General features: G+C 47.7%; 22 protein-coding genes. 14 read left to right on the top strand and 8 right to left on the bottom strand.

Annotated features, from left to right (window positions below):
- Positions 1–26 precede the first annotated feature (26 nt).
- The 8 genes from C8R30_RS08460 (at position 27) to yut (ending at position 6544) form a co-directional block, all read left to right on the top strand.
- Complete coding sequence (locus tag C8R30_RS08460) at positions 27–971, top strand: urease accessory protein UreD (RefSeq protein WP_218143434.1); 945 nt, start codon at positions 27–29, stop codon at positions 969–971.
- A 92-nt stretch (positions 972–1063) separates the two neighbouring features.
- Positions 1064–1366 carry an urease subunit gamma gene (locus C8R30_RS08455; RefSeq protein ID WP_090667941.1) on the top strand — a complete coding sequence of 101 codons (303 nt, stop codon included), beginning with the start codon at positions 1064–1066 and terminating at the stop codon, positions 1364–1366.
- Positions 1367–1411: 45 nt separating this feature from the next.
- Entirely contained in the window at positions 1412–1720 is a 309-nt protein-coding gene (locus C8R30_RS08450; RefSeq protein ID WP_090668037.1) for an urease subunit beta, read from the top strand.
- Positions 1721–1758: 38 nt separating this feature from the next.
- A complete protein-coding gene (gene ureC / locus C8R30_RS08445; protein ID WP_090667942.1) occupies positions 1759–3465 on the top strand; it encodes an urease subunit alpha in 1707 nt (568 codons plus the stop codon).
- Positions 3466–3598: 133 nt separating this feature from the next.
- Positions 3599–4126, top strand: a complete 528-nt coding sequence (gene ureE / locus C8R30_RS08440; RefSeq protein ID WP_090667944.1) for an urease accessory protein UreE — start codon at positions 3599–3601, stop codon at positions 4124–4126.
- Entirely contained in the window at positions 4127–4813 is a 687-nt protein-coding gene (locus C8R30_RS08435; protein WP_204800070.1) for an urease accessory protein UreF, read from the top strand.
- A gap of 5 nt (positions 4814–4818) precedes the next feature.
- Positions 4819–5463 (top strand): urease accessory protein UreG, encoded by a 645-nt coding sequence (ureG, locus tag C8R30_RS08430; RefSeq protein ID WP_090667947.1) that lies wholly within the window; start codon positions 4819–4821, stop codon positions 5461–5463.
- Between the two features lie 130 nt (positions 5464–5593).
- On the top strand, positions 5594–6544 hold the full coding sequence (gene yut / locus C8R30_RS08425; RefSeq protein WP_090667950.1) for an urea transporter: 951 nt from the start codon (positions 5594–5596) through the stop codon (positions 6542–6544).
- A gap of 85 nt (positions 6545–6629) precedes the next feature.
- Here yut and nikR read toward each other — a convergent pair whose 3' ends face one another.
- Entirely contained in the window at positions 6630–7091 is a 462-nt protein-coding gene (gene nikR / locus C8R30_RS08420) for a nickel-responsive transcriptional regulator NikR (protein ID WP_090667953.1), read from the bottom strand.
- A gap of 138 nt (positions 7092–7229) precedes the next feature.
- On the bottom strand, positions 7230–9299 hold the full coding sequence (locus tag C8R30_RS08415; protein WP_090667955.1) for a TonB-dependent receptor: 2070 nt from the start codon (positions 9297–9299) through the stop codon (positions 7230–7232).
- A gap of 332 nt (positions 9300–9631) precedes the next feature.
- Here C8R30_RS08415 and C8R30_RS08410 point away from each other — a divergent pair, with 332 nt between their 5' ends.
- From C8R30_RS08410 to C8R30_RS08400, 3 genes are read left to right on the top strand one after another with little or no spacing between them, the layout of a single operon-like run.
- Positions 9632–10603 (top strand): metal ABC transporter substrate-binding protein, encoded by a 972-nt coding sequence (locus tag C8R30_RS08410; protein ID WP_090667958.1) that lies wholly within the window; start codon positions 9632–9634, stop codon positions 10601–10603.
- Positions 10584–11399 carry a metal ABC transporter ATP-binding protein gene (locus C8R30_RS08405; protein ID WP_090667961.1) on the top strand — a complete coding sequence of 272 codons (816 nt, stop codon included), beginning with the start codon at positions 10584–10586 and terminating at the stop codon, positions 11397–11399. The genes C8R30_RS08410 and C8R30_RS08405 overlap by 20 nt, the downstream gene beginning before the upstream one ends.
- On the top strand, positions 11396–12232 hold the full coding sequence (locus tag C8R30_RS08400; protein ID WP_090667964.1) for a metal ABC transporter permease: 837 nt from the start codon (positions 11396–11398) through the stop codon (positions 12230–12232). Before C8R30_RS08405 ends, C8R30_RS08400 begins: the two co-directional genes overlap by 4 nt.
- A gap of 285 nt (positions 12233–12517) precedes the next feature.
- On the opposite strand, the gene C8R30_RS08395 is transcribed toward C8R30_RS08400, so the two are convergent.
- Together C8R30_RS08395 and C8R30_RS08390 are read right to left on the bottom strand one after the other, a co-directional pair.
- Entirely contained in the window at positions 12518–13027 is a 510-nt protein-coding gene (locus tag C8R30_RS08395) for a DUF1269 domain-containing protein (protein ID WP_090667967.1), read from the bottom strand.
- 182 nt (positions 13028–13209) lie between these two features.
- The gene (locus C8R30_RS08390) at positions 13210–14220 is read right to left on the bottom strand and encodes a cytochrome-c peroxidase (protein WP_090667970.1); all 1011 of its coding nucleotides are present in this window, start codon (positions 14218–14220) and stop codon (positions 13210–13212) included.
- Positions 14221–14701: 481 nt separating this feature from the next.
- Here C8R30_RS08390 and C8R30_RS08385 point away from each other — a divergent pair, with 481 nt between their 5' ends.
- Positions 14702–14920, top strand: coding sequence for a hypothetical protein (locus tag C8R30_RS08385; RefSeq protein WP_090667973.1), 219 nt, complete (start codon positions 14702–14704; stop codon positions 14918–14920).
- Between the two features lie 145 nt (positions 14921–15065).
- On the opposite strand, the gene bamC is transcribed toward C8R30_RS08385, so the two are convergent.
- From bamC to C8R30_RS08365, 4 genes are all read right to left on the bottom strand, one after another.
- Entirely contained in the window at positions 15066–16208 is a 1143-nt protein-coding gene (gene bamC / locus C8R30_RS08380) for an outer membrane protein assembly factor BamC (RefSeq protein WP_090667976.1), read from the bottom strand.
- A gap of 9 nt (positions 16209–16217) precedes the next feature.
- On the bottom strand, positions 16218–17096 hold the full coding sequence (dapA, locus tag C8R30_RS08375) for a 4-hydroxy-tetrahydrodipicolinate synthase (RefSeq protein WP_090667978.1): 879 nt from the start codon (positions 17094–17096) through the stop codon (positions 16218–16220).
- Positions 17097–17177: 81 nt separating this feature from the next.
- A complete protein-coding gene (gene clpB / locus C8R30_RS08370) occupies positions 17178–19778 on the bottom strand; it encodes an ATP-dependent chaperone ClpB (RefSeq protein ID WP_090667981.1) in 2601 nt (866 codons plus the stop codon).
- 67 nt (positions 19779–19845) lie between these two features.
- A complete protein-coding gene (locus C8R30_RS08365; protein WP_107789941.1) occupies positions 19846–21351 on the bottom strand; it encodes an FMN-binding glutamate synthase family protein in 1506 nt (501 codons plus the stop codon).
- 288 nt (positions 21352–21639) lie between these two features.
- Between C8R30_RS08365 and C8R30_RS08360 the strand changes: the two genes are divergently transcribed.
- A complete protein-coding gene (locus tag C8R30_RS08360) occupies positions 21640–23766 on the top strand; it encodes a VTT domain-containing protein (RefSeq protein ID WP_090667987.1) in 2127 nt (708 codons plus the stop codon).
- Between the two features lie 6 nt (positions 23767–23772).
- Complete coding sequence (locus tag C8R30_RS08355) at positions 23773–24489, top strand: endonuclease/exonuclease/phosphatase family protein (RefSeq protein WP_258191969.1); 717 nt, start codon at positions 23773–23775, stop codon at positions 24487–24489.
- The last annotated feature ends 593 nt before the right edge of the window (positions 24490–25082 follow it).

Below are 25082 nucleotides of genomic sequence, written 5' to 3'. Positions count from 1 at the left end.
TTCATCTTAAATAACCATAACTAATTATGAATCGAGCAGTGCTTGGCGCAACCCTTGCCAATCAACGAATGAATCAAACAACTTCAAAAAAGGAAGCTCCTCATCTCCTTCATGCCTTGCATTCGGCTGCGAGTGTCATACATACCCCTCTACAAGCAAGCTTATCGTTGGGATTCGAAAAGGATGGCGTCACCACTCGGCTGACAGAAAGAAATCATTATGGCCCACTATTGGTACAAAAACCTTTTTATCCGGAAGGTAAAGAAGTATGTCACGTCGTTATTGTGCACCCGCCCGGTGGCGTCGCCGGCGGTGACGAGTTGAGTATCTCGGCACGCGTAGGTGCTTCTGCAAGCGCGCAAATCACCACCCCAGGCGCAAGCAAGTGGTATAAAGCCAACGGACATGTCTCGCATCAGCAAATCAGCATCGACGTACAAGCGGGTGGGGTGCTCGAATGGGTACCCCAAGAAACCATCTTCTACGACAATGCGGATGTGATAGTTGACCATCGGGTCAATCTAGAGAAAGACGCAGTCTATATTGGATGCGAAATTCTCTGCTTTGGACGAACGGCCTATGGTGAATCGTTCAACAATGGTCAGATCAGACAACGTACCCGTATTCTTCGAGATGGAAAAATGATTTGGCTTGAACAGATTCGACTTCAAGGTGGAAGTTCGGCCATGAAAGATTCACTTGCGCTCTCCGGCAAAACTGTCTGCGCTACGTTGATACTGACAGGAAAAACGCTTCCTCAACCATTGATCGATTTAGCACGTGCAGAGACTGAAAACATTAGCAAAGGCATTGGTCAGATTGGCATATCCCAATTTAAATCCATCGTTGTTATCCGCTACTTGGGGAATTCCAGCGAAGTAGCACGGCACGTCATGCTATGCGCCTGGTCATTGTTTCGCCCAGAAATCCTCGGACGTGCCGCAATCGTGCCACGCATGTGGAACACCTGATGATATTCAGCATGTCTATTGATGAATTTTAATAATGTGTTTAGCAGTAACATTGGCAAATCAAATATGCATTTTTACCAAGGAGAAGCACTATGGACCTCACACCGAGAGAAAAAGACAAATTACAAATATTCACTGCCGGATTGCTTGCCGAGCGCCGTAAAGCTCGCGGGCTGCGTCTCAACCACCCAGAAGCGGTTGCACTGATCACTTGTGCGGTATTGGAAGGCGCAAGAGATGGCCGCACGGTTGCCGAACTGATGACAGCTGGCCGTAAAGTGCTGACCCGCGCGGATGTCATGGAAGGGGTGCCTGAAATGATTCCGGATATCCAAGTCGAAGCGACGTTTCCCGATGGGACAAAGCTGGTCACTGTCCATAATCCCATTCCATGAATAGAAGATACCCATTAGATCCAGGAGAAAACCATGAGATTACCTATGATTCCAGGCGAGATTTTCACAGAGCCAGGTGAAATCGAGCTTAACGCCGGTAGAAAAACCAAAACGATCAAAGTTGCCAATGGCGGCGACAGACCGATACAAATTGGCTCACACTTTCATTTTTACGAAGTGAACTCCGCTATGCAATTCGATAGGGAAGAGGCTTATGGCATGCGGCTGAATATCATGGCTGGCACTGCGATCCGCTTCGAGCCAGGACAAGAGAGAACCGTCGAGCTCGTAGAATTGGCCGGGGATCGCACCGTTTATGGATTTAACCAGAAAGTAATGGGTAAGCTTAAATAGTAGGCCGAATAGCGCACTAATTTTATAGGAGCATAAAAATGAGCGTAAAAATTTCCCGTCAAGCTTATGCGGAAATGATGGGCCCAACGACGGGCGATCGAATCCGCCTCGCCGACACAGAGCTTTTTATCGAAATTGAAAAAGATTTCACCACCTATGGTGAAGAAGTCAAATTTGGTGGCGGAAAAGTAATCCGGGATGGTATGGGTCAATCACAGCGTAATCACAGCGAAGTCATGGATACTGTGATTACTAATGCCACCATCATTGATCATTGGGGCATCGTTAAAGCAGATATCGGCATCAAGAATGGCAAAATCGCCGCGATCGGCAAGGCTGGCAACCCGGATATTCAACCCAACGTGACCATGGCCATTGGCGCAGCCACCGAAATTATCGCCGGTGAAGGGCAGATAGTCACGGCTGGCGCGTTGGATGTTCATATCCACTTTATATCCCCCCAACAAGCAGAAGAAGCCATGATGAACGGCACCACCACCATGCTCGGCGGAGGCACGGGACCGGCAGTGGGAACCGCTGCCACTACCTGTACACCGGGCCCCTGGCACATTCATTCCATGTTACGTGCTTCGGATGGTTTAGTCATGAATACGGGGTTCTTCGGCAAAGGTAACGCCAGCCTTCCGACTCCACTCGAAGAGCAAGTGCTGGCTGGCGCTTGCGGTCTGAAACTGCATGAAGACTGGGGAACCACATACGCCGCTATCGACAACTGCCTGAATATTGCAGATAAATACGACGTGCAAGTAGCGATCCATACCGATACCATCAATGAAGGTGGTTACTTGGAAAACACTATCGCCGCCCTGAAAGACCGCACCATCCATACTTTCCATACCGAAGGCGCAGGTGGCGGGCATGCTCCGGATATCATCGCTGTTGTCGGTCAGGAAAACGTTTTGCCGTCTTCGACCAACCCGACCCGGCCTTACACCGTCAATACGCTGGATGAACATCTCGACATGCTGATGGTGTGCCATCACCTGAACGCCAGCATACCGGAGGATGTCGCTTTTGCGGAATCGCGTATCCGGAAGGAAACCATTGCAGCCGAAGATATTCTGCATGATATAGGCGCTATTTCAATGATGGCTTCGGATTCTCAAGCGATGGGCCGTGTCGGCGAGGTCGTGCTCCGCACTTGGCAGACCGCGCACAAAATGAAAATACAACGCGGCACCTTGCAAGAAGATAATTCTAGGAACGACAACTTCCGGGTAAAACGCTATATTGCAAAATATACGATCAATCCGGCAATTACTCATGGTATTGCGCATGCAGTCGGCTCGATTGAAGTTGGCAAATATGCCGATCTCGTTCTATGGCGGCCCGCTTTTTTTGGTATCAAGCCCTCCATGGTCTTAAAAGGTGGCATGATAGCCGCTGCCTTGATGGGTGATCCGAACGCCTCGATCCCAACACCGCAGCCTGTGCACTACCGCTACATGTTTGGTGGCTATGGCGGCGGAATCAAAACATCCTGTTTTACATTCGCTTCCCAGGCAGCACTCAGCGCCGGCCTGGTCGATCAGCTCAAGCTGGATAAAAATATTATCGAAGTCAAAGATACACGTAATTTACGCAAGAAAGACATGATCCATAACGGCGCGACACCGAAAATGGAAGTCGATCCAGAAACATACGAAGTGCGTGCCGATGGACAATTGCTGACCTGCGGCGCAGAAGATGTATTGCCCATGGCACAACGTTATTTTCTGTTCTAGTCAAGAACGTAACGACAGAGTGCGCCTTTTGAGCATGCTGAACCCCGTATCTTGGTTTCGGCAAGGCCACTCTGATGCTATCGTCGCGATCGCAAGGTTATTCTTTGTTTAGGCTATTTAATGAGTCATAAAAATGCTTACGTTAAACACTAAAGTAGACCACGCAGAAACCATTTATGCACAGCTTGTGCTGCCTTACGAAATGCGTGAGAGCAGTCGATTTAGAACCACATTGGCATCGGGTGAAGAAGTTGCTATTTTTACCACACGAGGGACCGTACTGCGCCATAATGACCTGCTCAAAAGCGACGACGGCCGTGTGGTTCAAATCATCGCTGCGCATGAACCCACTTATCGGGTTACCTGCCGCACACTGCATGATCTGGTGCGCTGCGCATTTCATTTAGGCAATCGCCATACTCAAACACAGGTTGGGGATACTTTTCTGCGTATTCACCAGGACGAAGTATTGAAGCAAATGCTGGAAGGTCTAGGGGCAACCGTGACGGAAGAAAGTGCTCAATTTGAACCCGAATCAGGCGCTTACAGCGGAGGAGGGCATCATCACCATCATGGCGATGGGCATTACCACGCGCACGGCCCGCTCGCACCTATTCCTGTCCGCCAGAAAATTCACCGTCCTTCCGATTCGCACTCATAAATGACAGCCCTGCAAACAAATTCATTGCTTCGTCTCCTGCAACTTGCCAGCCCTTCATTGCCGGTAGGAGCCTACACCTATTCGCAAGGATTGGAATCAGCCATTGAAAACGGCGCCGTAACTAATGAAAATTCGGCGAGATTATGGATCACAGAGTCATTGAGAATTGTTGCCGACTTTGAAGCGCCTATCCTCTGGCGCTTACTTAAGGCACTCTCAAAACGCGATCTGGAAATGATCGAATACTGGACCGAGTATTTCATAGCTTCCAGGGACACTGCAGAATTTCGTGCAGAAACCATACAAATGGGTTACTCCTTAGGGAAGTTAGTCATTGATCTAAATATCGCCGACGAATCGTTAAGCACATTTCTGACCAATCAGACTGAAATTCCTTTGCCGACTGCGTTTGCATGTGCAGCAGAGGCACTTGCTATCCCCCATTCAGAAGCACTCCTTGGTATGCTGTTTTCGATGGTCGAGAACCAAGTATTGGTCTGTGTAAAATCTATTCCGCTCGGTCAAATGGCTGGCCAGAAACTGCTGCTTTCCCTACATGATGCGATCGAGGCAGCTGCTTCGCACGCGCGGCAACTCGAAGATGACGAACTGTCTAACTGGGCGCCAGGATTATCGCTACTCTCGATGCAGCATGAAGTTCAGTACAGCAGAATCTATCGTTCATAATTTTCATGGAAGTTCAAAACGTGAGTAAATTACCTAACCCTCTCCGAGTCGGTATCGGTGGCCCGGTTGGCTCCGGTAAAACAGCCTTATGTGAAGCACTAAGCAAACGAATGCGCGATCGCTACGAAATGGCGGTCATTACCAATGACATCTATACAAAAGAAGATATGGAAATCCTGTTACGCGCAAACGCGCTCCCCCCGGAGCGGCTAATGGGCGTGGAAACAGGTGGTTGTCCCCATACTGCCATCCGGGAAGACGCTTCCATTAATTTGGAAGCTATCGCGCGCATGACAACCGATTTTCCTAATCTTGATCTCATTCTCGTTGAATCAGGGGGCGATAATCTTGCCTCGACCTTCAGTCCCGAACTGTCCGATTTGACCATCTATGTCATCGATGTCGCAGCAGGTGAAAAAATTCCTCGTAAAGGTGGACCTGGGATTACGCGCTCAGCGCTGCTTGTCATCAATAAAATAGATCTTGCTCCGCATGTGGGTGCAGATCTGGAGGTGATGGAACGTGACGCCAAAAGAATGCGTGGGGATCGTCCATTTGTATTTACCAACATGTATACCGGTGAAGGGGTTGATCAGATTGTTGATTTCATCATAAAACAGGGATTATTGGATGAAGTAAAATCGCAATGAAATGGACTATCCTTCATGGTTTATTTAGTCGAACAACCAAATTGCGCACTCGATGGGGTAGGGTACTTGAAGATTTTGGTTTAGTTGCTGTGAGCATAGTTTTTTTCATAAACTTTGGGAGCTAATTACCATGGAATGGTCTTGGACTGTTGATAAAGCAATACCGTATCCCTTACGTGTCATTTTTAGGGGAGTCGGACAAGTTTTTTTTTGTGGCAATGCGGTAACAGGCTTGATTTTTTTGGCTGCCTTGTACGTCGGGGGGATAACCGCAGGATTAGCAGCAACTGTGGGTGTCATCAGCAGCACGGTTGCAGCCTATCTACTGGGGTTACCGGACGATGAAATCGATGCAGGGTTGTATGGGTTCAACGGCACGTTGGTAGGCCCCTGTCTTTTCTTATTTCTGGAGCATTCTCCACAGCTTTGGCTCTATGTCGTCTTTGCTTCGATTTTGTCAACCATTGTCCTAGCTGCCCTGATGCGGATTTTGCAACCCTATAATATCCCCGCTTCGACTTCACCTTTTGTTCTAACCTGCTGGATGTTCATGGCAGCCGTTTTTGCTTTCGACAGTTTCTCGCGAGGGCCCGTTTTGCCTGCAGCCAGTATCCCTACCGAAGTAGCTAATATTTCCATGATACCAGTCGAAATGTGGCACGTCGCTGTCTCCAAGGGAGTAAGCGAAGTCATGTTTGCGGACAGTGTCACCGTCGGCGTTATGTTTTTAGTCGGTATTGCGATTACATCACTACGCGGTGCAGCCATGGCGCTATCAGGCGCTATCGTCGGCGTCATTACCCCCGTCCTGCTAGGTGCGGACAAAACCTTGATTGAAATGGGCTTATACGCGTTCAATCCCGTCCTTACCATGATGGCCATAGGCTGGGTTTTTCTCAAACCTTCTAAGAGAAGTATCGTTCTGGCCTTCCTGGCAGGGATGCTGACCGTAGTATGTCAGGCTGGTTTAGCCAATTTCCTGACGCCAATTGGATTGCCTACCCTGACTTTTCCATTCGTACTGGTCATGTGGATGTTTTTGTTTGCTGCCAGTAAATCTAAATATTGGGGAAGCAATTAAGTAAGCATAGCCTCCCGATAGAAGATCCGCAGAATCGCGGATCTTCTATCGCCGGTTTCACCCCATCACAATCGTGGGCCAGTATTCAGGTAAGGGGGCTACTGTGAAAATGTGGCTCGGATGAATGCGCATGCCGTTCTTGCGAAAGTTCGATCGGCACGATATGCAATTTACCATGCCGCACGCCGCGCGTAGCGATAACTTTGTCTGCGAAACGCCTGACATCCTGCACAGTCCCTCGAATAAAAACCACTTCCAGACAATTGTCATGATCCATATGTACATGCATACTAGACAGCGTCAAATCATGATGAAAATGATGGACCGATGTGACATGCTTCGCCAAATCTCTTTCATGATGGTTATAGATATAGCTAAGTGTTGCGACACAGTAGCCTTTTATATTTTTATTCAGGCGGTCAACTTCCAGACACTCGCGGATCAAATCGCGTATCGCCTCGGAACGATTCTCATAGCCTCGCGCCTGCATGAATTTATCAAATTGTTCAGAAAGCTGTGTATCCAATGAAATGGTATGTCGCTCCATGATGCTATTTTCCTATGCATTTATTGTGATAAAAAATCATTGCGATCTGAACATACGCTCCCCGCAAGATCCCTTAGTTAAACTTGCACACACTTATCACAGCACAATTTACAACCTTTTCACACAAAGAAAGCGCTGTTAATAGTTAACAATCAGGCTAACACGAAAAGAGCGGCTTTCAATCGGATGAAAATGAAGATCAGCCATTCCTTCCTGTGGTTCGCCTGGCAGTCTTGAAGTATAGTAGTAATCAATAGCATGTGCCCGAGTATTCAATAAATTGAATCCTTGCAAGAGCGCACGAACGTTATGATTGATTTTGTAGCCAATCTGACCATTCAGCGTCATTGTATGATCTGATTGAACACTATTGTCTTCGATCAACGCGCGCTTACCGAAATAGCGGAACTGCATGCTCCCATAAAAGCGCCCGATATTATCCACGGAAACAGCCGCCTTCCCAACGCCTTTGATCGCACCGGGAATATGATTTCCCTCTGCATCCGCATCGGTAAAACGGGCGCGTGTAAGGGCATAATCCAAATCGATGATCATCCAATCGGTTGGCATATAGAATGTCGAGATTTCAAATCCCTCACGCTTACTCGGACGACTCGCTTCAGTGGTACCGGCATCGCCAACAAACAGTAATTCCGAATCCATATTCAACCGAAAAAGTGAGAAAGAAGCTTGTAGGCTTGGAATAACTGCCGTTCGCAACCCAACTTCATAGCCGGTAGAACGAACAAGCGGTGTCACACGGTTAACCGGTTCGCCCGTTTTGGGATCGACTGTAGCTGTGGTGCCACGCGCATCATTACTATGAAAACCGCTCCCATAGCTAAAATAAAACTCCGACTTGGCCCAAGGGCCAAAAATCAAACTTAGCTTGGGATTGGTAATACTGTCGAAACGGTTACCAGAATTCGCTTTTTGGTGACTGTTTACGTCAAACCAGTAATAATCTGACCGTACTCCAGCAACAGTCCTAAATTTTTCCAGCCACTGAATACTATTTTGGAAATAGAGTCCTATACTGTTCTGATTGATATGATCTTTACGTGTCGTCGATAACGTTTGCCGGTGCCTCGTACTTAACAAACCATTGTCAATCACATCATTTTGCAATTGAACGCCAACGGTATTTTCAAGTTCGATACCACCCAGACGGTTTATCCAAAAATGGCTCAAATCCATTGCAGACTGGAAGCGTTTGTCTATCTGCGAGAATTGATCGCCATTGATAGGGTCGTCCAGAAAATAAGTAAAATTTGAGAAAAGCGCTAAATTGGTATGGAGTGTGTAGAGATTCAAGCGGGTGACGCCGTAATTGCTGGTATGTTGCAACGCCCCCGATAAACTGAAACGATGCGCTTCACCTCCACCGCTGGGATCAATCGTATCCAGCCGGGAAATCAATCCCTCCGTTACCGCTCTCAAGGGTATCTGGTCAGTCGCATTCCAGCGTCCACCATAACCCATCGCTGTCACGTTAAATTGGGTCGGCCCGGTATCCTGGCTATAGCGCAGCAATGCATTGAATTTTTTGTAATTCTCTTTGTTGACCCAAGGACCGTCTTTTGTCAGCAGCTCAGCGGCATATAAAACTTGACCCGCTCCCACTTCATGGGAGTTCGCAAGCAAGCCCCGCATAAATCCTTGCTGACCCAATCCATAGCTTGCAATCCCCTGGGGAAGTTTGTTGACATAACCCATATTGACTGCACCCGCCGAAGAAAAATCACCCTGATCAGCATAATAAGGCCCTTTCAGATATTGCATTCCACTAACCAGTTCGGGAATGACAAAATTGGTGTCTGCCCAGCCTTGCCCATGTCCATGTGAGCGTTGATTCACCAACATGCCATCGACGGTGATTCTAAGATCCGTCCCATGATCAAGATTAAAGCCTCGCAAGAAATATTGATTCGCTTTGCCTTCGCCACTATGCTGAGTAACAATCAAGCCCGGCACACTTTCCAACAGTTCGCCTGGACGATAGACTGCACGCATATCAAGCTGCCGCTTGAGTACCGTGCCTTCACTTGCTGAATTGGCCAACCCCATCAAGTCATTGGCTTTAGCTTTGACAGTCACTTCTTGCAATGTAGGTATTCCTGCTGCATGACTAAGCTGGGGGATACTGGTTAATGCCACCAATTGCCATGAAGCAACATCCTGCACCCATTTTTTGGAAAATTTAAGCATATTCTTCAAGCTTTCATCCTCACTTTACGCAAAAACAGAAGGCAAATCGAAATGGATACTTGATCGTTTCGTTTCTATCAATAGGTCATTTTCTATTTCTTGATACCTGATTGTGGTATAAAAATGACCTCTAATTTATTAAACAAGATAAAAAGTATGATAAATTCTATATTCTTCATACAAGATAACACAAAATAAACCTTATGCGCGTTAAATAGCTTTAACGTTAGATCGGGCTTGATCGACTTGACCCTTAATCAGCAACCCTTCTCCATTTAGGTGTGCTGATCGATGCGGGCTATCGGTTTTGACCGAGTCAAAGGAAAAACGACATGAAAATTGAGAGTAACAGAACGTTGAAATTATTGACCTGGCTATTTACATTTTCGCTGCTGCTTCCCTATATTGCTTGTGCATCAACGACGAATAAAAAACTTGCGGTTGTGACCACAGTTGCGCCCCTTGCCAATATCGTCCGGAATGTTGGCATACCTTACGTCGACATCGCAGGTATTGTTCCTGATGGAACGGATTCGCACACATTCGAGCCGACTCCAGCGGATGCCAAAATATTGCAAGCGGCCGATCTCATCATCGTCAATGGTCTCGATTTGGAACTACCCACCGTCAAGCTAGCCCAGAAAGTGAAAAAAGCCGAAACGCCTATCTTGCAACTCGGCAACCAAACACTCTCACGAGAAGAATGGCAATATGACTTCAGTTATCCACGTGACGAAGGGTACCCCAACCCGCATTTGTGGCTTAATATTGCGCTCGTGATGCGCTACGTTGAAATTATCAGGGATAATCTAAGTAAGCTCGATCCGATCAACACGACAGGTTATTTCGCCAATGCAGCTGCTTATCTCGCCAAGCTTGAAAAATTGGATAACAAGATCTTTCAATGTGTGGCATCCATTCCGGAGCAAAATCGTAAACTTGTCACGTACCACGATTCTTTTGCTTATTTCGCACCGCGCTACGGTGTGACCGTGATCGCTGCACTACAACCTTCAGACTTCTCCGAACCGGGACCACGTGAAATCATTAGCATTATCAAACAAATCAAAAAAGAAAAAGTACCGGCAATATTTGGCTCAGAAGTTTTCCCAAGTAAAGTGATGGCGCAGATCGCGCGCGAAGCCAATGTTAAATTTGTCGACCAACTGTCCGACGATGAGCTCCCGCCCCCCCCTAACGATTCATTTATTGGCATGATGGCCAACAATTTGGCGATCATGACGGAAGCATTAGGAGGCAATTCAGCCTGCATAACCGACATCGATGCAAGCAATCTCTTTTAACGTCGATTCTGATTCGGCTATCAAGCTCCACAATGTAACAGCCGGTTACGAACGGAATATTGTCTTCTCCGACCTTTCACTCGAAATCACTTCGGGTCAGTTCGCGGGGATCGTTGGCCCTACCGCCTCTGGTAAAAGTACTTTGCTTAAAATCATTTTAGGCACGCACCCCGTCATGTCCGGTGCAATACACTTGAGTACCCGCTCCATAGAAAAAGCTCCACCAAGGACAATCGGTTATGTACCCCAGTTGGATAGCGTGGATTGGAGTTTCCCCATAACGGTGGAGGAAGTTATTACCATGGGACTGCATGATAGTGGACGTATTTGGCCGTGGCCTAGTAGGGCAGAACGCAATCGAGTTAACGAACTCGCATCCAGACTGGGCGTTTATGATTGTTTGCGCCAGCACATCGCCAATATTTCGGGAGGAGAGCGACAACGCGCATTTCTTGCACGCGCGCTCATCAACAATCCCAGACTACTCGTCTTAGACGAACCCACTTCTGGCGTCGATATCAAAACTCAGCATGAAGTACTGCACTTGCTGGGTGATCTCAATAGCGAAGGCATCACGGTATTGCTTACTACGCACGATCTCAATGCGGTTGCTTCTCATCTACCCTGGGTCATTTGTTTCAATAAAGGCATCGTTGCACAAGGCCGCCCTTATGACATCTTCACCAATGAGATTCTTACTAAAACCTACGGTGGCGATATCGTGATCGTTAAATACGATGGACATTTCCTGATTGCCAATAGCACACCGCTTCATTTCAGGGACAGGCATCCATGATAGCTTTTCTTGTCGAGCCGCTCGATTACGAGTTTTTCCGTCGTGGCCTGCTTGCTGCACTTATGATAGGGACACTCTGCGGTTTGATTGGTGTATTCGTTGTGCTTCGTGGTATGAGCTATATCGGCCACGGCTTATCTCATGCCGCAATCGGTGGTGCCGTGGTAGGCATTACCTTGAATCTTAATTTTTATGTCGGTGCTTGCGCAATGGGTTTACTTGCCACATTGCTCATCAATCGCGTGACTCAAAATAATCAAATCAAGCTCGATGCGGCGATCGGATTAGTCACTACGGCCATGTTCGCGCTAGGCGTAGCCATTATCAGCAAGTTGCGTCATTTCAGGCAAAATTTTGAAGCTGCTTTGTTTGGCAATATTCTGGGAATCAGCGATCAAGACTTGATCATGATTGGCGGCATCACGACCATTACCTTGGTAACCATTTTCTTCATATACAAACCATTGCTTTTCCTAACATTCGATCACGATGCGGCACGTGTGTTCGGAATTAAGACTGGCTTGGTGCAGATCATTTTTTCGTTCCTGCTCACCTTCTCGGTGATTGCATCCCTGAATGTAGTCGGCGTCACAATGGTGGCCGCCACACTGATAGCACCCGCCATGACAGCAAGAATGCTTACCAATAGCTTCAGTCGAGTGATCGTATATTCAATGATTATTGGTGCAATGACCGGGATTGTAGGGATGTATCTAAGCTATATATTCAACGTTGCTTCCGGTACAACAATCGTTCTGTTCGGTACAATACTGTTTTGCTTATCGCTATTGATCAGTGCGTTACGCAAAAACATGCGCCCTATCAAATTCTAGTGATCGATGAGGCTGTCCGAGATTAGCGATTCGTAGCAAGCGTTGTCTGGTTGAGTTGGATTTTTCGATCATTTGAGGCAAATAGTCGCTCTATTTAACAAAAAGAATCAGAAAATCCAGCCAGGCCAAGCTCGTCTGCAGTAGATCAGCCTCGGACAGCCTCCTAGGCGCTTGGCAAGCGACCGTTTGAACAATTTTGAATCAGCCAATAGGAAGAGGAAGCGCTGCATTTCCCTTTTTACAGTGCTTCCTCAAAATTAAGTTAGGCAGAAACAAGCTACTCGATCAAGGAAATGCAGGAACTTTAGGTTCAGTACTTTCGATCTCCACCTCAGGCAAATGCTGTTTTACACGCTCTTCGATCTCTTCGACTCTATCTGCGGAAACATCAGCGAGCACTAAAAAATGACCCGCTTCAATCGCATCCTCAAACTCTTTGATTCGCCGGTTACCAATGCTCATTCCAACCAGCCCACTTACCCATGCACCTACACCTGCACCGGCGAGCGCGCTCGCAAGCAAAATACCGCCCGCAACCACTGTTGAAGCAGGAGGAAGGGCGACAGCGACTAGACCAGCGAGCACGCCAGTCGACCCACCTAGCGCCAACCCTTGCTGGACTGCTGGAACGAAATCGGATTTCTGCAAAAGACTAGCTTCGGGTAAATCTTCTAATGGTGTGCCGCGCTTGGCAATAACGTGAATATGTTTTTCTTCGATCCGCGCCAAAAGCAATTCATTGACAATACGCTTAGTAGCGGTTATATCGGGGACAAGGAAGTAAATGCGACGCATGATAGCCTCCTACCTATTAGGTTGATCAACGCTATGTTATGAGATAAAAATGCTGATCTCACTTCATTATTGATCCATCAGTAACAGCAAGGTTCCTTAACGGAAACAATATTAGAAAAGAATGGTATAAAACCCCGGGCTTTATACCATTCAAATGGCCTCACAGCACAAATTTTACCGGTTTATTCCTTACCTTTTTCGGTTAAAGAGCCCAGAAATGCTTTTACATCACGGATAAAGCTATCGCCGACTTGGCGTCCAAGTTGATGTTTAGCCATCAAGCGAATCGCTTCGTCGAGCGTTTCAACCGATCCGTCATGGAAATAGGGGCCTGTTTTAGTAATATTTCGAAGGCTAGGCACTTTAAATACATGTTTGTCACTTTCAATCCCGGTTACCTCATATCTTCCCAAATCGTCTGTCTCAAAGGGCTCGACGAGGCCTAGCTTCTTGAACGAATTTCCACCAATGACGATCCCATTGTGACAAGTCGCACATCCCATGTGAACAAATTTTTTCAAACCTCTTTTCTCGTCTGCTGTCAGCGCATCTTTGTCACCTTTGAGGTAATCATCGAATCGGGAGGGCGTTAAGAGGGTGCGCTCAAAAGCACCAATCGCCTTACCGACATTTTTATATTGGAATGGATCCTTATCATCTTTAAATGCTTTTGGAAAAAGATCCTGATATTCTTCAATTTTCTTCAATTTATTGACTACGGCTTCTTCGCTTGGCATCCCCATCTCAATTGGGTTCAAGATTGGGCCGAGGGCTTGCTCTTCAACGTCTCTCGCTCGTCCATCCCAAAACTGCGCAATATGCAGGGCAGCATTAAGTGTGGTTGGAGAATTTCTTCCACCACGCTTACCTTCGTGGCCTGGGGATGTCGGTTCGTTATCGACACCGAACTTATTCAGTTGATGACAAGAATTACAGGCAATCTTGTCATTCACAGAAAGCCGGGGATCCATATAGAGCATTCTTCCTAGCTTGATCAGCGTTTCATTTTTTTTCTCATCGATAATCGAGGCTGGTAGCGGCTCAAAAAATTGTTTGAGCGTTGCTGCATCCAATTCTCCTCCATGCATTCCACCATGATGATCACCCTTATGCATTCCACCTTGATGGCCCTGGCCACCTTGAGCATATGCGTGAGAACTTAGGATCAGCGCCAGCAATAAGATTAGTTTCATATATAACCTCCATTAAAATATGAGTAGGTGGAAATACCAACCGCAATTATGGGTTAAACAAGTGTCAATATTATGTCTGGGAGAATTGCCCCGTATAAAACTAACTGCCACCTGATTCATAATGAGATTGACGGCCTCATTGTATACCCAAGTCACCTTTCTTACACATCAACAATTATATTTCGCTAAAGCAGGAATATTATTTAGGGTGATGCAACGTCAAATTTTGAAATGAAATGTATAAATAAATTTAAAAATTTACTGAAACGTTGAAAATCAAGGAAGAATAAGGCAAAGTAAAACTTACTTGCCACTCCTGGCTTCTATATTGAAAAACAGACGAACTTTAATCCAGCCAACAAAAAAAGAAAAGAGCGAAGATTTTTTGTAAACAGAGGCTTGAGCAACTTAGTCTTTTCGTTATATACTCGACATGTCACAAGTGTTTTTAGTTACAAATATTTTAATAAGGAATCATATAATGAGATTTTTTCTAATCGCCGCAGCTTTAGCAACTCTGACATTGGCAGGATGTGGCAAACCAAGCCAAGCATTACCTGAAACCGAGAAAGATGCTTACGAGCGCATTATCTCTGGCCAAAAAATGGAGTGCGAACATGGACTAGATGCTAACGGCAACTGCCTTAAAGCGGGTGCAGATCCTCGTCCATACGGCGGCACCAGCAAACCTGGCCATTAATTGGTTAATTAATGACCAGATTGCTATTAAAAAAACCGCCCAGCTGGGCGGTTTTTTTTGATTCTTTTTCCTGGCTCTTGGCCTTAAAAATTCGCCTACACCTACTATTGTTTTGAGCCGCCGGGTTTATGTAGAGCAAATGAGATTATTTCAATTGCTCATACAACAAGTTCAGGATTCGTTGCGCAGCTCCTGCCTCTTCTGGGGTACCATCTTCATTGAGCACCTTAACCTCGCTACTTCCCCCCACTTCACTCACCTGTATACGGTATCGTTCTGCTTTGGCATCTGCATCGCTACGCCAGAACGCAAGTTTTGAAAGTATCCCTTCCCCTTCACCCGCCTTTCTACTTTCGGCATCTGGATCCGCATAACGCACGAAATAAACACCACTCGCCCTATCCCGATCTTCCACAGTAAACCCCACACGATCAAGCGCCAACCCGATTCGACGCCAGGCACGATCGAATGTCTCACTTACGATAAGTACACCCCCTCTTGCTTTGTCCATATAAGCTTGCTCTCGAAGCAAGGCGCTATCTGTAGTTGATGCAATCTCCTGTCTCGCACGTTCTTCCTGAATGCCAAAACGCATCATCAACCGAGTTAACATCTCTGCCTCTAGCTCAGGGTCTGCAGGCCGGGGTTGCCAAATAGTACGCTGTGTACTCCTATCTGCAAGTACTTCGCTCATGCCTCGGTGACTAATATAAATTTCGGTTGCCCCCGACTCACTCCGCTCTAGTCGGGTACGGAATTTGTCACGTTCCGAGGTAGAGTACAAACTATCGAGAAAAGTCGAGAGAACACTACGAATGATATCTTGGGGGATTTTTGCACGATTCTCAGCCCAATCGGTCTCCATGATGCCCACTTCAGGTGACTCGACCTTGATTATAAACCCCAGGTCTTGCCAGAATTCTTTGATAGCTGGCCAAACATCTTCTGGGGCTTGTGGAACCACCAACCATCGCTGTGTACCAGATCTTGCAATATAAGCGGCATCTTTGGATGACGGCAAAACCGGACTATCATAGGCACTGGGTTGATCTTCGCGTTCTCTATTATAAGTAGAGTAGGTAGCGCTGCCTCCTGATGCGATATCGGGAACAGCGTAACGATTATCGGCTGAAGGTGCTGTCAAATCAGGAGGCACCTCCAGTGGTGGTATTTTGCCGGCTGATTTGTAATCGATCTTTTTGCTTTCAGGTATCAAATTACAACCTGAGATCATCAATACCAACGCCATATTCAGGACGATCGTTTTTTGGTATTTTATATTCAACATTACAAACCTTTAAACTAAAACCTCAGCCTGCAACATGGCCTCTTTTACCAGTTGGTGGAATGAATTTGACAGCGGGGTAAGGGGCAAGCGTATGCCAGGACCGATTAATCCCATTTGGGAAACTGCCCATTTTACTGGGATGGGATTCGCCTCTACGAATAAATCCACATGTAGCTTTAGCAATTTGTTGTTAATTTTTCGCGCGGTAGTCAAATCCCCTGCAAATGCTGCCGCACACATTTCATGCATCAATCTCGGTGCAACATTTGCAGTCACTGATATAACGCCATGGCAGCCCAGTAGCAACAATGCGAGCGAGCTGGCATCGTCCCCGCTATACACACAAAAATCGACGGGGACGCGTTGCAATAAATCACATCCTCGCGCAATATTGCCTGTCGCGTCTTTTATTCCGATAATATTTGGAATCTGCGCAAGCCTCAACACCGTATCATTGGAAATATCAGCCACTGTCCTACTGGGCACATTATATAAAATCATAGGAATATCAACCGCTTCCGCCACAGTCTTAAAATGCTGATATAACCCCTCCTGGGTTGGCCGGTTATAGTAAGGAACGACAGACAAACATGCATCCGCACCTGCATTTTTAGCAAAAATTGTCAGGTCGATCGCTTCTCTCGTAGAATTTGCACCTGTTCCAGCGATGATGGGTATTCTTCCGGCTGCATGCGATACCGCTGTCTTTATCAATAGATGATGCTCATCGAAATCGACAGTGGGTGATTCACCCGTCGTTCCCACCACTACGATTGCATCCGTCTTTTGTGCAATATGAAAATCAATCAACGCACAAAATTTCTCCAGATCCAACGTACCATCTTCAAACATGGGCGTTACAATCGCAACCAGACTACCTCTCAGCATAGGATCTATTCAGAAAAAAATACTATTCTACCTGAAACTCTCTATTCTCATGAATTATCGCCAAGTTTTCTTTTTATACATTCATCCCGCTTTTGAGAATGTCAAAATACCGTTTGCACAGTCCACTTTAATTGTATCTTTAGCAGCATAATTACCTTGCAAGAGCTCTTTAGCAAGTGGATTTTCGATTTGTGCTTGTATTGCGCGTTTCAGTGGGCGCGCACCAAACACGGGATCAAATCCTGCTCGAGCAAGTTCTGTTAAAGCAGCATCGGTTACTTCGAGTTTAATCTCCATTTTCGCCAACCGAGCCTCCAACTTCCGCAACTGAATCTGCGCGATCGATTTAATATGTTTTTCATCCAAGGCGTGAAAAACGACAACTTCATCGATACGGTTGATGAATTCTGGACGGAAATAGCTTTTGACCTCTCCCATCACGGCAAGTTTGATGACTTGATAATCATCTCCGCTCATTTGCTGAATCATTTGTGAGCCCAGGTTAGAAGTCATAACGATTACGGTATTTTTAAAATCTACCGTTCGTCCCTGTCCATCGGTCATGCGCCCATCATCCAGTACTTGCAGTAAAACATTAAATACATCGGGATGCGCTTTTTCCACTTCGTCGAGCAGTATCACTGAATAAGGCTTCCTGCGTACCAACTCAGTGAGATATCCACCTTCTTCGTAACCAACATAACCGGGCGGAGCGCCAATCAAGCGCGCCACAGAATGCTTCTCCATGAATTCCGACATATCGACACGAATCAAATGTTCTTCGGAATCGAACAGAAACTCTGCTAAAGCCTTACATAGTTCGGTTTTCCCCACACCGGTTGGCCCCAAAAACAAAAAGGAACCATAAGGCCGATTAGGATCGGAGAGTCCTGAGCGCGAGCGACGAATCGCATCTGAAATAAGTCGCGTTGCTTCATCTTGTCCCACCACACGCTCATGCAATTTTTGCTCCATTAAGAGCAATTTTTCCCGTTCCCCTTGCATCATTTTGGCGACCGGAATACCTGTTGCACGCGAAACAACCTCAGCGATTTCTTCAGCACCCACTTGCGTCCGGAACAACTTGGGCTTGTTGGCATCTTTACCTTGGGCGGCTGCTTCAGCCTGCTGGATTTGTTCGGCAAGCTGGGTTTCCAGCTGAGGAATACGGCCATATTGTAATTCCGAAACCTTTTGCCAATCTCCTTTGCGTGTTGCGGCTTCTACTTCCTTTCTAAGTTTCTCCAATTCCTCCTTGATCTGTTGCGATCCTTGAGCACGTGATTTTTCTGCCTTGAGAATTTCTTCTAGATCAGCGTACTCCCGCTCCAGTTTTTTAATTTCCTCTTCCAGCAAGGCGAGTCGTTTTTGCGAAGCCTCATCCTTCTCTTTTTTCATCGCCTCACGTTCGATTTTGAGCTGGATCAAGCGCCGATCGAGTCGATCCATCGCTTCGGGCTTGGAATCCCGTTCCATGCGAATTCGCGCAGCCGCCTCATCGATCAAATCGATCGCCTTATCTGGCAGAAAACGGTCGGTAATGTAACGATGGGATAATTCTGCAGCCGCCACGATGGCAGGATCAGTGATATCTACGCCATGATGAAGTTCATAACGTTCCTGCAGTCCTCGCAAGATGGCGATGGTCGCCTCAACCGTCGGTTCATCGACCAGCACTTTCTGGAAGCGCCGCTCTAATGCCGCATCCTTCTCGATATACTTACGATATTCGTCCAAGGTCGTTGCCCCGACACAGTGCAACTCGCCTCTGGCCAGCGCAGGCTTGAGCATATTCCCCGCATCGATGGCGCCTTCAGCCTTGCCTGCGCCCACCATGGTGTGCAGCTCATCAATGAACACGATCGTCTTACCCTCATCTTGAGCAATTTCTTTGAGAACCGCTTTCAGTCGCTCTTCAAACTCGCCCCGATATTTCGCGCCTGCCAGTAATGCCGCCATATCGAGTGACAAGACACGCTTATTCTTCAACGTCTCGGGGACTTCTCCATTAACGATACGTTGAGCCAACCCTTCGACAATAGCGGTTTTACCGACCCCTGGCTCCCCAATCAAGACCGGATTATTTTTGGTACGGCGCTGCAATACCTGGATGGTTCGCCGTATCTCATCATCGCGCCCGATTACCGGATCCAACTTGCCAAGACGTGCGCGCTCGGTCAGATCAAGCGTATATTTTTTCAAAGCTTCGCGGCTGCCTTCTGCCTCCGCACTCGATACATTCTCTCCACCACGTACGGACTTGATCGCTTGTTCCAAAGCATTGCGGTTGGCGCCAAACTGTTTCAACAACTGCCCCGTTTCACCTTTATCCTCGAGCGCTGCAAGCAGGAACATTTCCGAAGCAATGAACTGATCACCATGCTTTTGCGCCTCTTTATCGGTCAAATTGAGTAAATTGTTGAGCTCCCGTGAGATATTGATTTCTCCACCCACACCTTCCACTTTAGGCATACGCTCCAAGCTTTTTGCCAAGGCCTCCCGCAACGGGTTAACGTTAACACCTGCGCGCTGCAGCAATGAAGCGGTGCCACCGTCATCTTGCTGTAGTAACGCCAGCAGTAGATGCTGTGGCTCTATATACGGATGATCTTTACCTAGTGCCATGCTTTGTGCTTCACCGAGTGCCTGTTGAAATTTTGTGGTAAGTTTATCGAGACGCATAGAAGCTCCTGATGAGATTGTAAGTTGACCTTACTATATGGGGATGCAAAGAAATTTCAACCTTCGATCAATCAATGTTTATTTTCTCATTAAATCCCTTGCGCACTTCAGGGTAGGGATACAACATATTCAAAGCGACACTTTTTCCCGCGGTTTCCACGATCCGCACATGCTCACGCCTCAGTTCACGAGCGTGCCTGACACCGCATGAATGAGCGATCATCCCGATTTCCTTATTGACATTCATAGCATAGTTCGCGACACGCAGGTATTTTTCCTCCACAACCAAACCATGCTGCAGGCGAGGATTGTGTGTTGTCACGCCTGTCGGGCAGGTATTCAGATGACAGCGCATCGCCTGGATACAACCCAATGAAAACATGAAGCCGCGCGCTGTATTGACAAAATCCGCTCCGGCACATAATGCCCAGGCGCCATGTGCCGAAGTGACAAGCTTACCCGCGGCAATGACGCGAATGCGTGGCTTCAAGCCAGATTCGATCAGCGCATCCACGACTCGCGGTAACGCTTCTGCAATCGGCAATCCTGCGTGATCGACCAGCGTTTGCGGTGCAGCACCGCTCCCTCCCTCTCCACCATCGATGGTCAGAAAATCAGGCGCGTACTCGAGCCCTCGCCGCAGGATGATATCGCAAAGCTCATTTATGAAGTGCCACCCACCTATGGCCGTTTTGACGCCTACGGGACGACCGGTCAATTCGCGGATGTAGGCCACTTTATCCAGCAATTCATCGATACTGCCGATATCGTGGTGACGATTCGGGCTGATTGAATCGTGGAAAGCTGGAATACCCCGAATGGCAGCGATCTCAGCGTGCACTTTGGAACCCGGTAACACGCCCCCCTTGCCGGGTTTCGCCCCTTGCGAAAGCTTGATTTCAAATGCTTTGACAAGTGGAGCAATCTCCTTGGCGCGTGCAGGAGAGAAATTACCGTTTTCATCGCGAACCCCGTATTTTGCTGTACCGATTTGCATGATGATGTCGCAACCACCTTCCGTATGATAGGGCGCCAACCCGCCTTCACCGGTATTGAGCCAGCAACCGGCTTTGGCTGCACCCAGCGACAACGCCCGCACAGCCGGTGCAGAAATCGCGCCATAGCTCATTCCGCTGATATTGATAATCGACCGTGCTTCGTAAGGATAGCGGCAATAACCTTCTCCAATATAAAGCGAAGGGGTAGGCAACTGGTCTTCTTCCAGAATTGGAAAAGCCGCATTGACGAAGATGATCGCGCCCGGCTCCCGTAAATCGTAAGTTGAGCCAAAGCCGACGATGCCCCCTTTATTCTTGGCATTCTTATAGACCCATGCCCGGGTGGCTCGATTGAATGGTAATTCTGCCCGATCACCCGAAAATAGATATTGCCGGAAGTATTTTCCTTGAAGCTCAAAAAAATAGCGCAGCCGGCCGATGATCGGGAAATTGCGCAATATCGTGTGCTGCTTTTGCGTGATATCCCGGATAAACAACGCAACGATCGCGCCGACGACCACCAATCCCAGGATCGTGCCAATACTATATATGATCAGATTAAGTGCATTGGACATATTGAATTCAATTACCTTCACAAATAATCGCTAATGTCTCCATAGTAAGCGAATTTACTGAAAACAGCATACATTCATACCGCTTGCAATTTGGATAGAAATTTCATCCTTTCCTGTGCAAATTGGACAAAACCCCTGACACAAAGCGTTATACTTCTATTAATAATAGGCATAAAACCATGATTGACTGATGATTTGTACAAAACATCCTATTTCCCAGAAAAGCGATATTCGCGATAAAGTCTGCTTACTCTGGCACTTATTGGATCGATTGCCATTCCACCAAGTATGAAAATTCTGAATCCAGGCCACAACTGCTGGCGTATCGATACTGCCGAACGCGTCACCTTTCTAGTGGACGGCGCCGACTATTTTCAGGCGTTTCGCACGACAGCCATGCGTGCTGAATTGTCACTACTGATTCTTGCCTGGGATACCTATAGCAACCTCCGCCTCATCCGCAGTGGCGAAGAGGTTCATCCAAATGAGTTGAGAACGCTGCTAGACCACATTGCTAAAGCAAAATCTAAGCTCCAGTGCTACGTACTCAATTGGGATTTTGCGATGCTGTATGGCATGGATAGAGAATGGCTGCCCGTCTACCAGCTAGACTGGCGCACCCATCGCCGCGTACATTTCTGGCTTGACGACTGTCATCCACTCGGTGCCAGCCATCACCAAAAACTAGTGGTCATTGATGATACCGTGGCATTCTGTGGTGGCTTAGATCTGACCCGTGCACGCTGGGACACGCCCGAGCACAAACCCGGAGACTCAAGACGTGACGAAGGAGCAGGCCCTTCGGATCCACATCATGATGTGCAGTTAATGGTAGGGGGGCCAATCGCCCGTTCATTGGGCGAGTTGGCACGCGATCGCTGGAAACGGGCGAGCGGTTACCAACCTCACGTTCACGAACCTCGGCCCCTCGCTCAATTATGGCCTAACGATGTACCGGTGGATGCAGAAAACGTGCGCATCGCCATTGCACGCACCGATCCCGCCTACCAAGGCCGTGCCGAGATACGCGAAGTAGAGCGCCTATATCTCGACGCGATCGCCGCAGCACGGCGCTCCATCTATATTGAAAATCAATACATCAGTTCCCCTGCTATCGGCGATGCGCTTGCCCGTCGCTTGGAAGAGCCGGATGGCCCCGATGTGGTGATCGTATCAGGCAAATGCACGCGCGGATGGTTGTCTCAGATGACCATGGACGTACTGCGTGCACGGCTTGGACACAAACTGCAGCAAAGCGACCGTGAGGGAAGATTTCGGCTGCTTTATCCCGAAATTCCGGGTATCGGCAAAGAATGTGTCAATGTCCATTCCAAAATAATGATCGTGGATGACGTTTTCGTGCGCGTCGGCTCCGCCAATTTGAATAACCGTTCAATGGGCCTTGACAGCGAATGTGATCTTGCCTTTGAGTCCGAAGACCGCAAGGATCTCTGCAATGCCATTAGCTACTTTCGTGCTCGTCTGCTAGCCGAACATCTTGGCGCCGAACCTCGGCAAGTTACCGAAGCAATCGAAAGTACGGGTTCTCTGGTGAAAGCCATTGACCATCTATCCCAGAACGAGCGGACCTTAAAGCCCTTACCCATGGACATACCCAAAGAGCTCGAGGAACTCGTATCCGAGGCAACGTTACTCGATCCAGAAAAGCCGATCGATCCTGATCGTCTCGCAGAACAGCTCGTTCACCAAGAAGATCGTCCACCTGCGCGGCGGAGGCTGATATTATGGGTCGCTATGTTATTGGTTCTCGCCGCACTGACTGCAATGTGGCGGTGGACACCGTTGTCGGAATACCTTGATATCGATCGATTACTCGTCGCTATCGACACATTTAATCAACTTCCTGCTGCACCACTGCTTGCGGTTGGCGGAATACTGGTAGCAGGACTCGCGATGTTTCCAATCACCGTGCTGATTATTGTAACGGTTTTGACTTTCGGGCCTTTTACCGGCTTTACCTGTGCATTTCTAGGCGCGCTTGGCTGTGCACTGAGCGGTTATGGTTTAGGGGCCTTTGTTGGCCGCAACACGGTACGCCACATCGCGGGTAACCGTCTAAACCGGATCAGCAAGCGACTGGCGAAACAAGGGTTGCTCGCTGTCATTCTCATTCGCGTCATCCCCGTAGCCCCCTTTACCGTCGTCAATCTGGTTGCGGGTGCCTCTCATATTCGGTTCAGGGATTTTGTTTTAGGTACGGCGATAGGCATGGGGCCCGGTATTGCTGCGACCACCCTCTTTACTGATCGTATTCGTGCAATGCTGGAAGAGCCCAGTTGGGGAAATGGCATCCTGCTTGCACTTATTTTTGGCGGCATCGCACTAGCAGGTTATGGGTTGATAACCTGGCTTAAGCGCCGCGCAAACGATACCCCATCGACTAACCAGGATTGAAAACCGTTGCTGGGCATTACCGTAGCCACTTACAACATTCACCGTTGCTATGGTATCGACCGCCGCTTCTCACCTGAGCGCATTCGCAAAGTTCTTGAAGAACTCGACACCGATATTATCGCCCTACAAGAAGTCGAAACCTATGACGACGGTGGATTCGATTTACTGAAATTCCTCTCCGGCGACCAATATCAGCCGATTGCCGGGCCAACGCTGCTACGGCATAACGCACAGTATGGCAACGCATTACTTAGTCGCCTACCAATCAAGCAGGTCCTTCAACATGACTTGACCGTCCCGGATCGTGAACCACGTGGCGCGATCGACGCAAGGATACAGACAAGCGGTATCACATTTCGCATCGTCGCGACCCACTTCGGATTATCTATCAGGGAACGCCGTCTTCAGGCGCAACGAATATTGGAATTGATCGAACCTCAAGCTGAATCGGTCGAGATCCTGCTCGGCGATCTCAACGAGTGGTTCCTGTGGGGCCGGCCGCTGCGCTGGTTGCATCGAGCATTTGCTAAGACGCCTTCTTTTGCTACTTTTCCAGCATGCTTTCCACTGCTGGCATTGGATCGGTTGTGGGTGCGTCCCAACATCGTGTTGAAGCGTCTGCAGCGCCATGACTCACCTATCGCGCGGATAGCCTCGGATCATTTGCCGTTACGCGCCGAACTTGAGTTACCGACACGACTCACCCTCGATACGCAAGCGTGAGTTGGCGGAGCTAGATTTTTTGATCATTTGAGGCGAATAGCGGCTCTACCTTACGAAAAGGATCGAAAAATCCAGCCTGGCAGGTTCGTCCGGAGTAGATCCAAACTATTTTCAGACAACCTCTTAGGCTAAAATCGGAAGCTTGATTGAATCCAGCTACCAAACCCCATTTGTTCCATTCTTTTCAAAAGATGGGAATCTATTCCTATACGGATCCAATTTTGAAGCGTATAGTAAGTTTAGTGGTACGGCAAACTAGAAGGATAGGCAGACGCTTATCTCAAGTTTGAACGGCCCACTTCCAATCGGACAGATTTTCCTTGATGTCATGAGCCTTTCAGCAAACTTCTTAAGTTGATGTTATTGGCACCTTCGAGTGATTTGATTGGCGAGTAATTCGACTCGAAATAAGTATGCTTAAGCAATGGGCAGCAGACACGTTGGTTCCAAAAAGATATCAATCCCTCCTGTAATAATTTGATATCTTTTAGATTCCCCAAACTACATTAATTTGGCGGATGTGATCATTCCAACTATCAACATGTCACTAATTGTGAAAGACACACAAAATACTATATTTTTATTTAATTGAA

The organism is Nitrosomonas nitrosa, assembly GCF_003051105.1.
In the GTDB taxonomy this organism is placed as follows: domain Bacteria; phylum Pseudomonadota; class Gammaproteobacteria; order Burkholderiales; family Nitrosomonadaceae; genus Nitrosomonas; species Nitrosomonas nitrosa.
Note: the sequence above shows the minus strand (reverse complement) of the source record. Positions and strands in the feature narration are given on the sequence as shown.

Coding starts and splice junctions, on each gene's coding strand:
- C8R30_RS08460 (WP_218143434.1), top strand. CDS start 27: ATGAATCGAGCAGTGCTTGGCGCAACCCTTGCCAATCAACGAATGAAT.
- C8R30_RS08455 (WP_090667941.1), top strand. CDS start 1,064: ATGGACCTCACACCGAGAGAAAAAGACAAATTACAAATATTCACTGCC.
- C8R30_RS08450 (WP_090668037.1), top strand. CDS start 1,412: ATGATTCCAGGCGAGATTTTCACAGAGCCAGGTGAAATCGAGCTTAAC.
- ureC (WP_090667942.1), top strand. CDS start 1,759: ATGAGCGTAAAAATTTCCCGTCAAGCTTATGCGGAAATGATGGGCCCA.
- ureE (WP_090667944.1), top strand. CDS start 3,599: ATGCTTACGTTAAACACTAAAGTAGACCACGCAGAAACCATTTATGCA.
- C8R30_RS08435 (WP_204800070.1), top strand. CDS start 4,127: ATGACAGCCCTGCAAACAAATTCATTGCTTCGTCTCCTGCAACTTGCC.
- ureG (WP_090667947.1), top strand. CDS start 4,819: ATGGAAGTTCAAAACGTGAGTAAATTACCTAACCCTCTCCGAGTCGGT.
- yut (WP_090667950.1), top strand. CDS start 5,594: ATGGAATGGTCTTGGACTGTTGATAAAGCAATACCGTATCCCTTACGT.
- nikR (WP_090667953.1), bottom strand. CDS start 7,091: ATGGAGCGACATACCATTTCATTGGATACACAGCTTTCTGAACAATTT.
- C8R30_RS08415 (WP_090667955.1), bottom strand. CDS start 9,299: ATGCTTAAATTTTCCAAAAAATGGGTGCAGGATGTTGCTTCATGGCAA.
- C8R30_RS08410 (WP_090667958.1), top strand. CDS start 9,632: ATGAAAATTGAGAGTAACAGAACGTTGAAATTATTGACCTGGCTATTT.
- C8R30_RS08405 (WP_090667961.1), top strand. CDS start 10,584: ATGCAAGCAATCTCTTTTAACGTCGATTCTGATTCGGCTATCAAGCTC.
- C8R30_RS08400 (WP_090667964.1), top strand. CDS start 11,396: ATGATAGCTTTTCTTGTCGAGCCGCTCGATTACGAGTTTTTCCGTCGT.
- C8R30_RS08395 (WP_090667967.1), bottom strand. CDS start 13,027: ATGCGTCGCATTTACTTCCTTGTCCCCGATATAACCGCTACTAAGCGT.
- C8R30_RS08390 (WP_090667970.1), bottom strand. CDS start 14,220: ATGAAACTAATCTTATTGCTGGCGCTGATCCTAAGTTCTCACGCATAT.
- C8R30_RS08385 (WP_090667973.1), top strand. CDS start 14,702: ATGAGATTTTTTCTAATCGCCGCAGCTTTAGCAACTCTGACATTGGCA.
- bamC (WP_090667976.1), bottom strand. CDS start 16,208: ATGTTGAATATAAAATACCAAAAAACGATCGTCCTGAATATGGCGTTG.
- dapA (WP_090667978.1), bottom strand. CDS start 17,096: ATGCTGAGAGGTAGTCTGGTTGCGATTGTAACGCCCATGTTTGAAGAT.
- clpB (WP_090667981.1), bottom strand. CDS start 19,778: ATGCGTCTCGATAAACTTACCACAAAATTTCAACAGGCACTCGGTGAA.
- C8R30_RS08365 (WP_107789941.1), bottom strand. CDS start 21,351: ATGTCCAATGCACTTAATCTGATCATATATAGTATTGGCACGATCCTG.
- C8R30_RS08360 (WP_090667987.1), top strand. CDS start 21,640: ATGAAAATTCTGAATCCAGGCCACAACTGCTGGCGTATCGATACTGCC.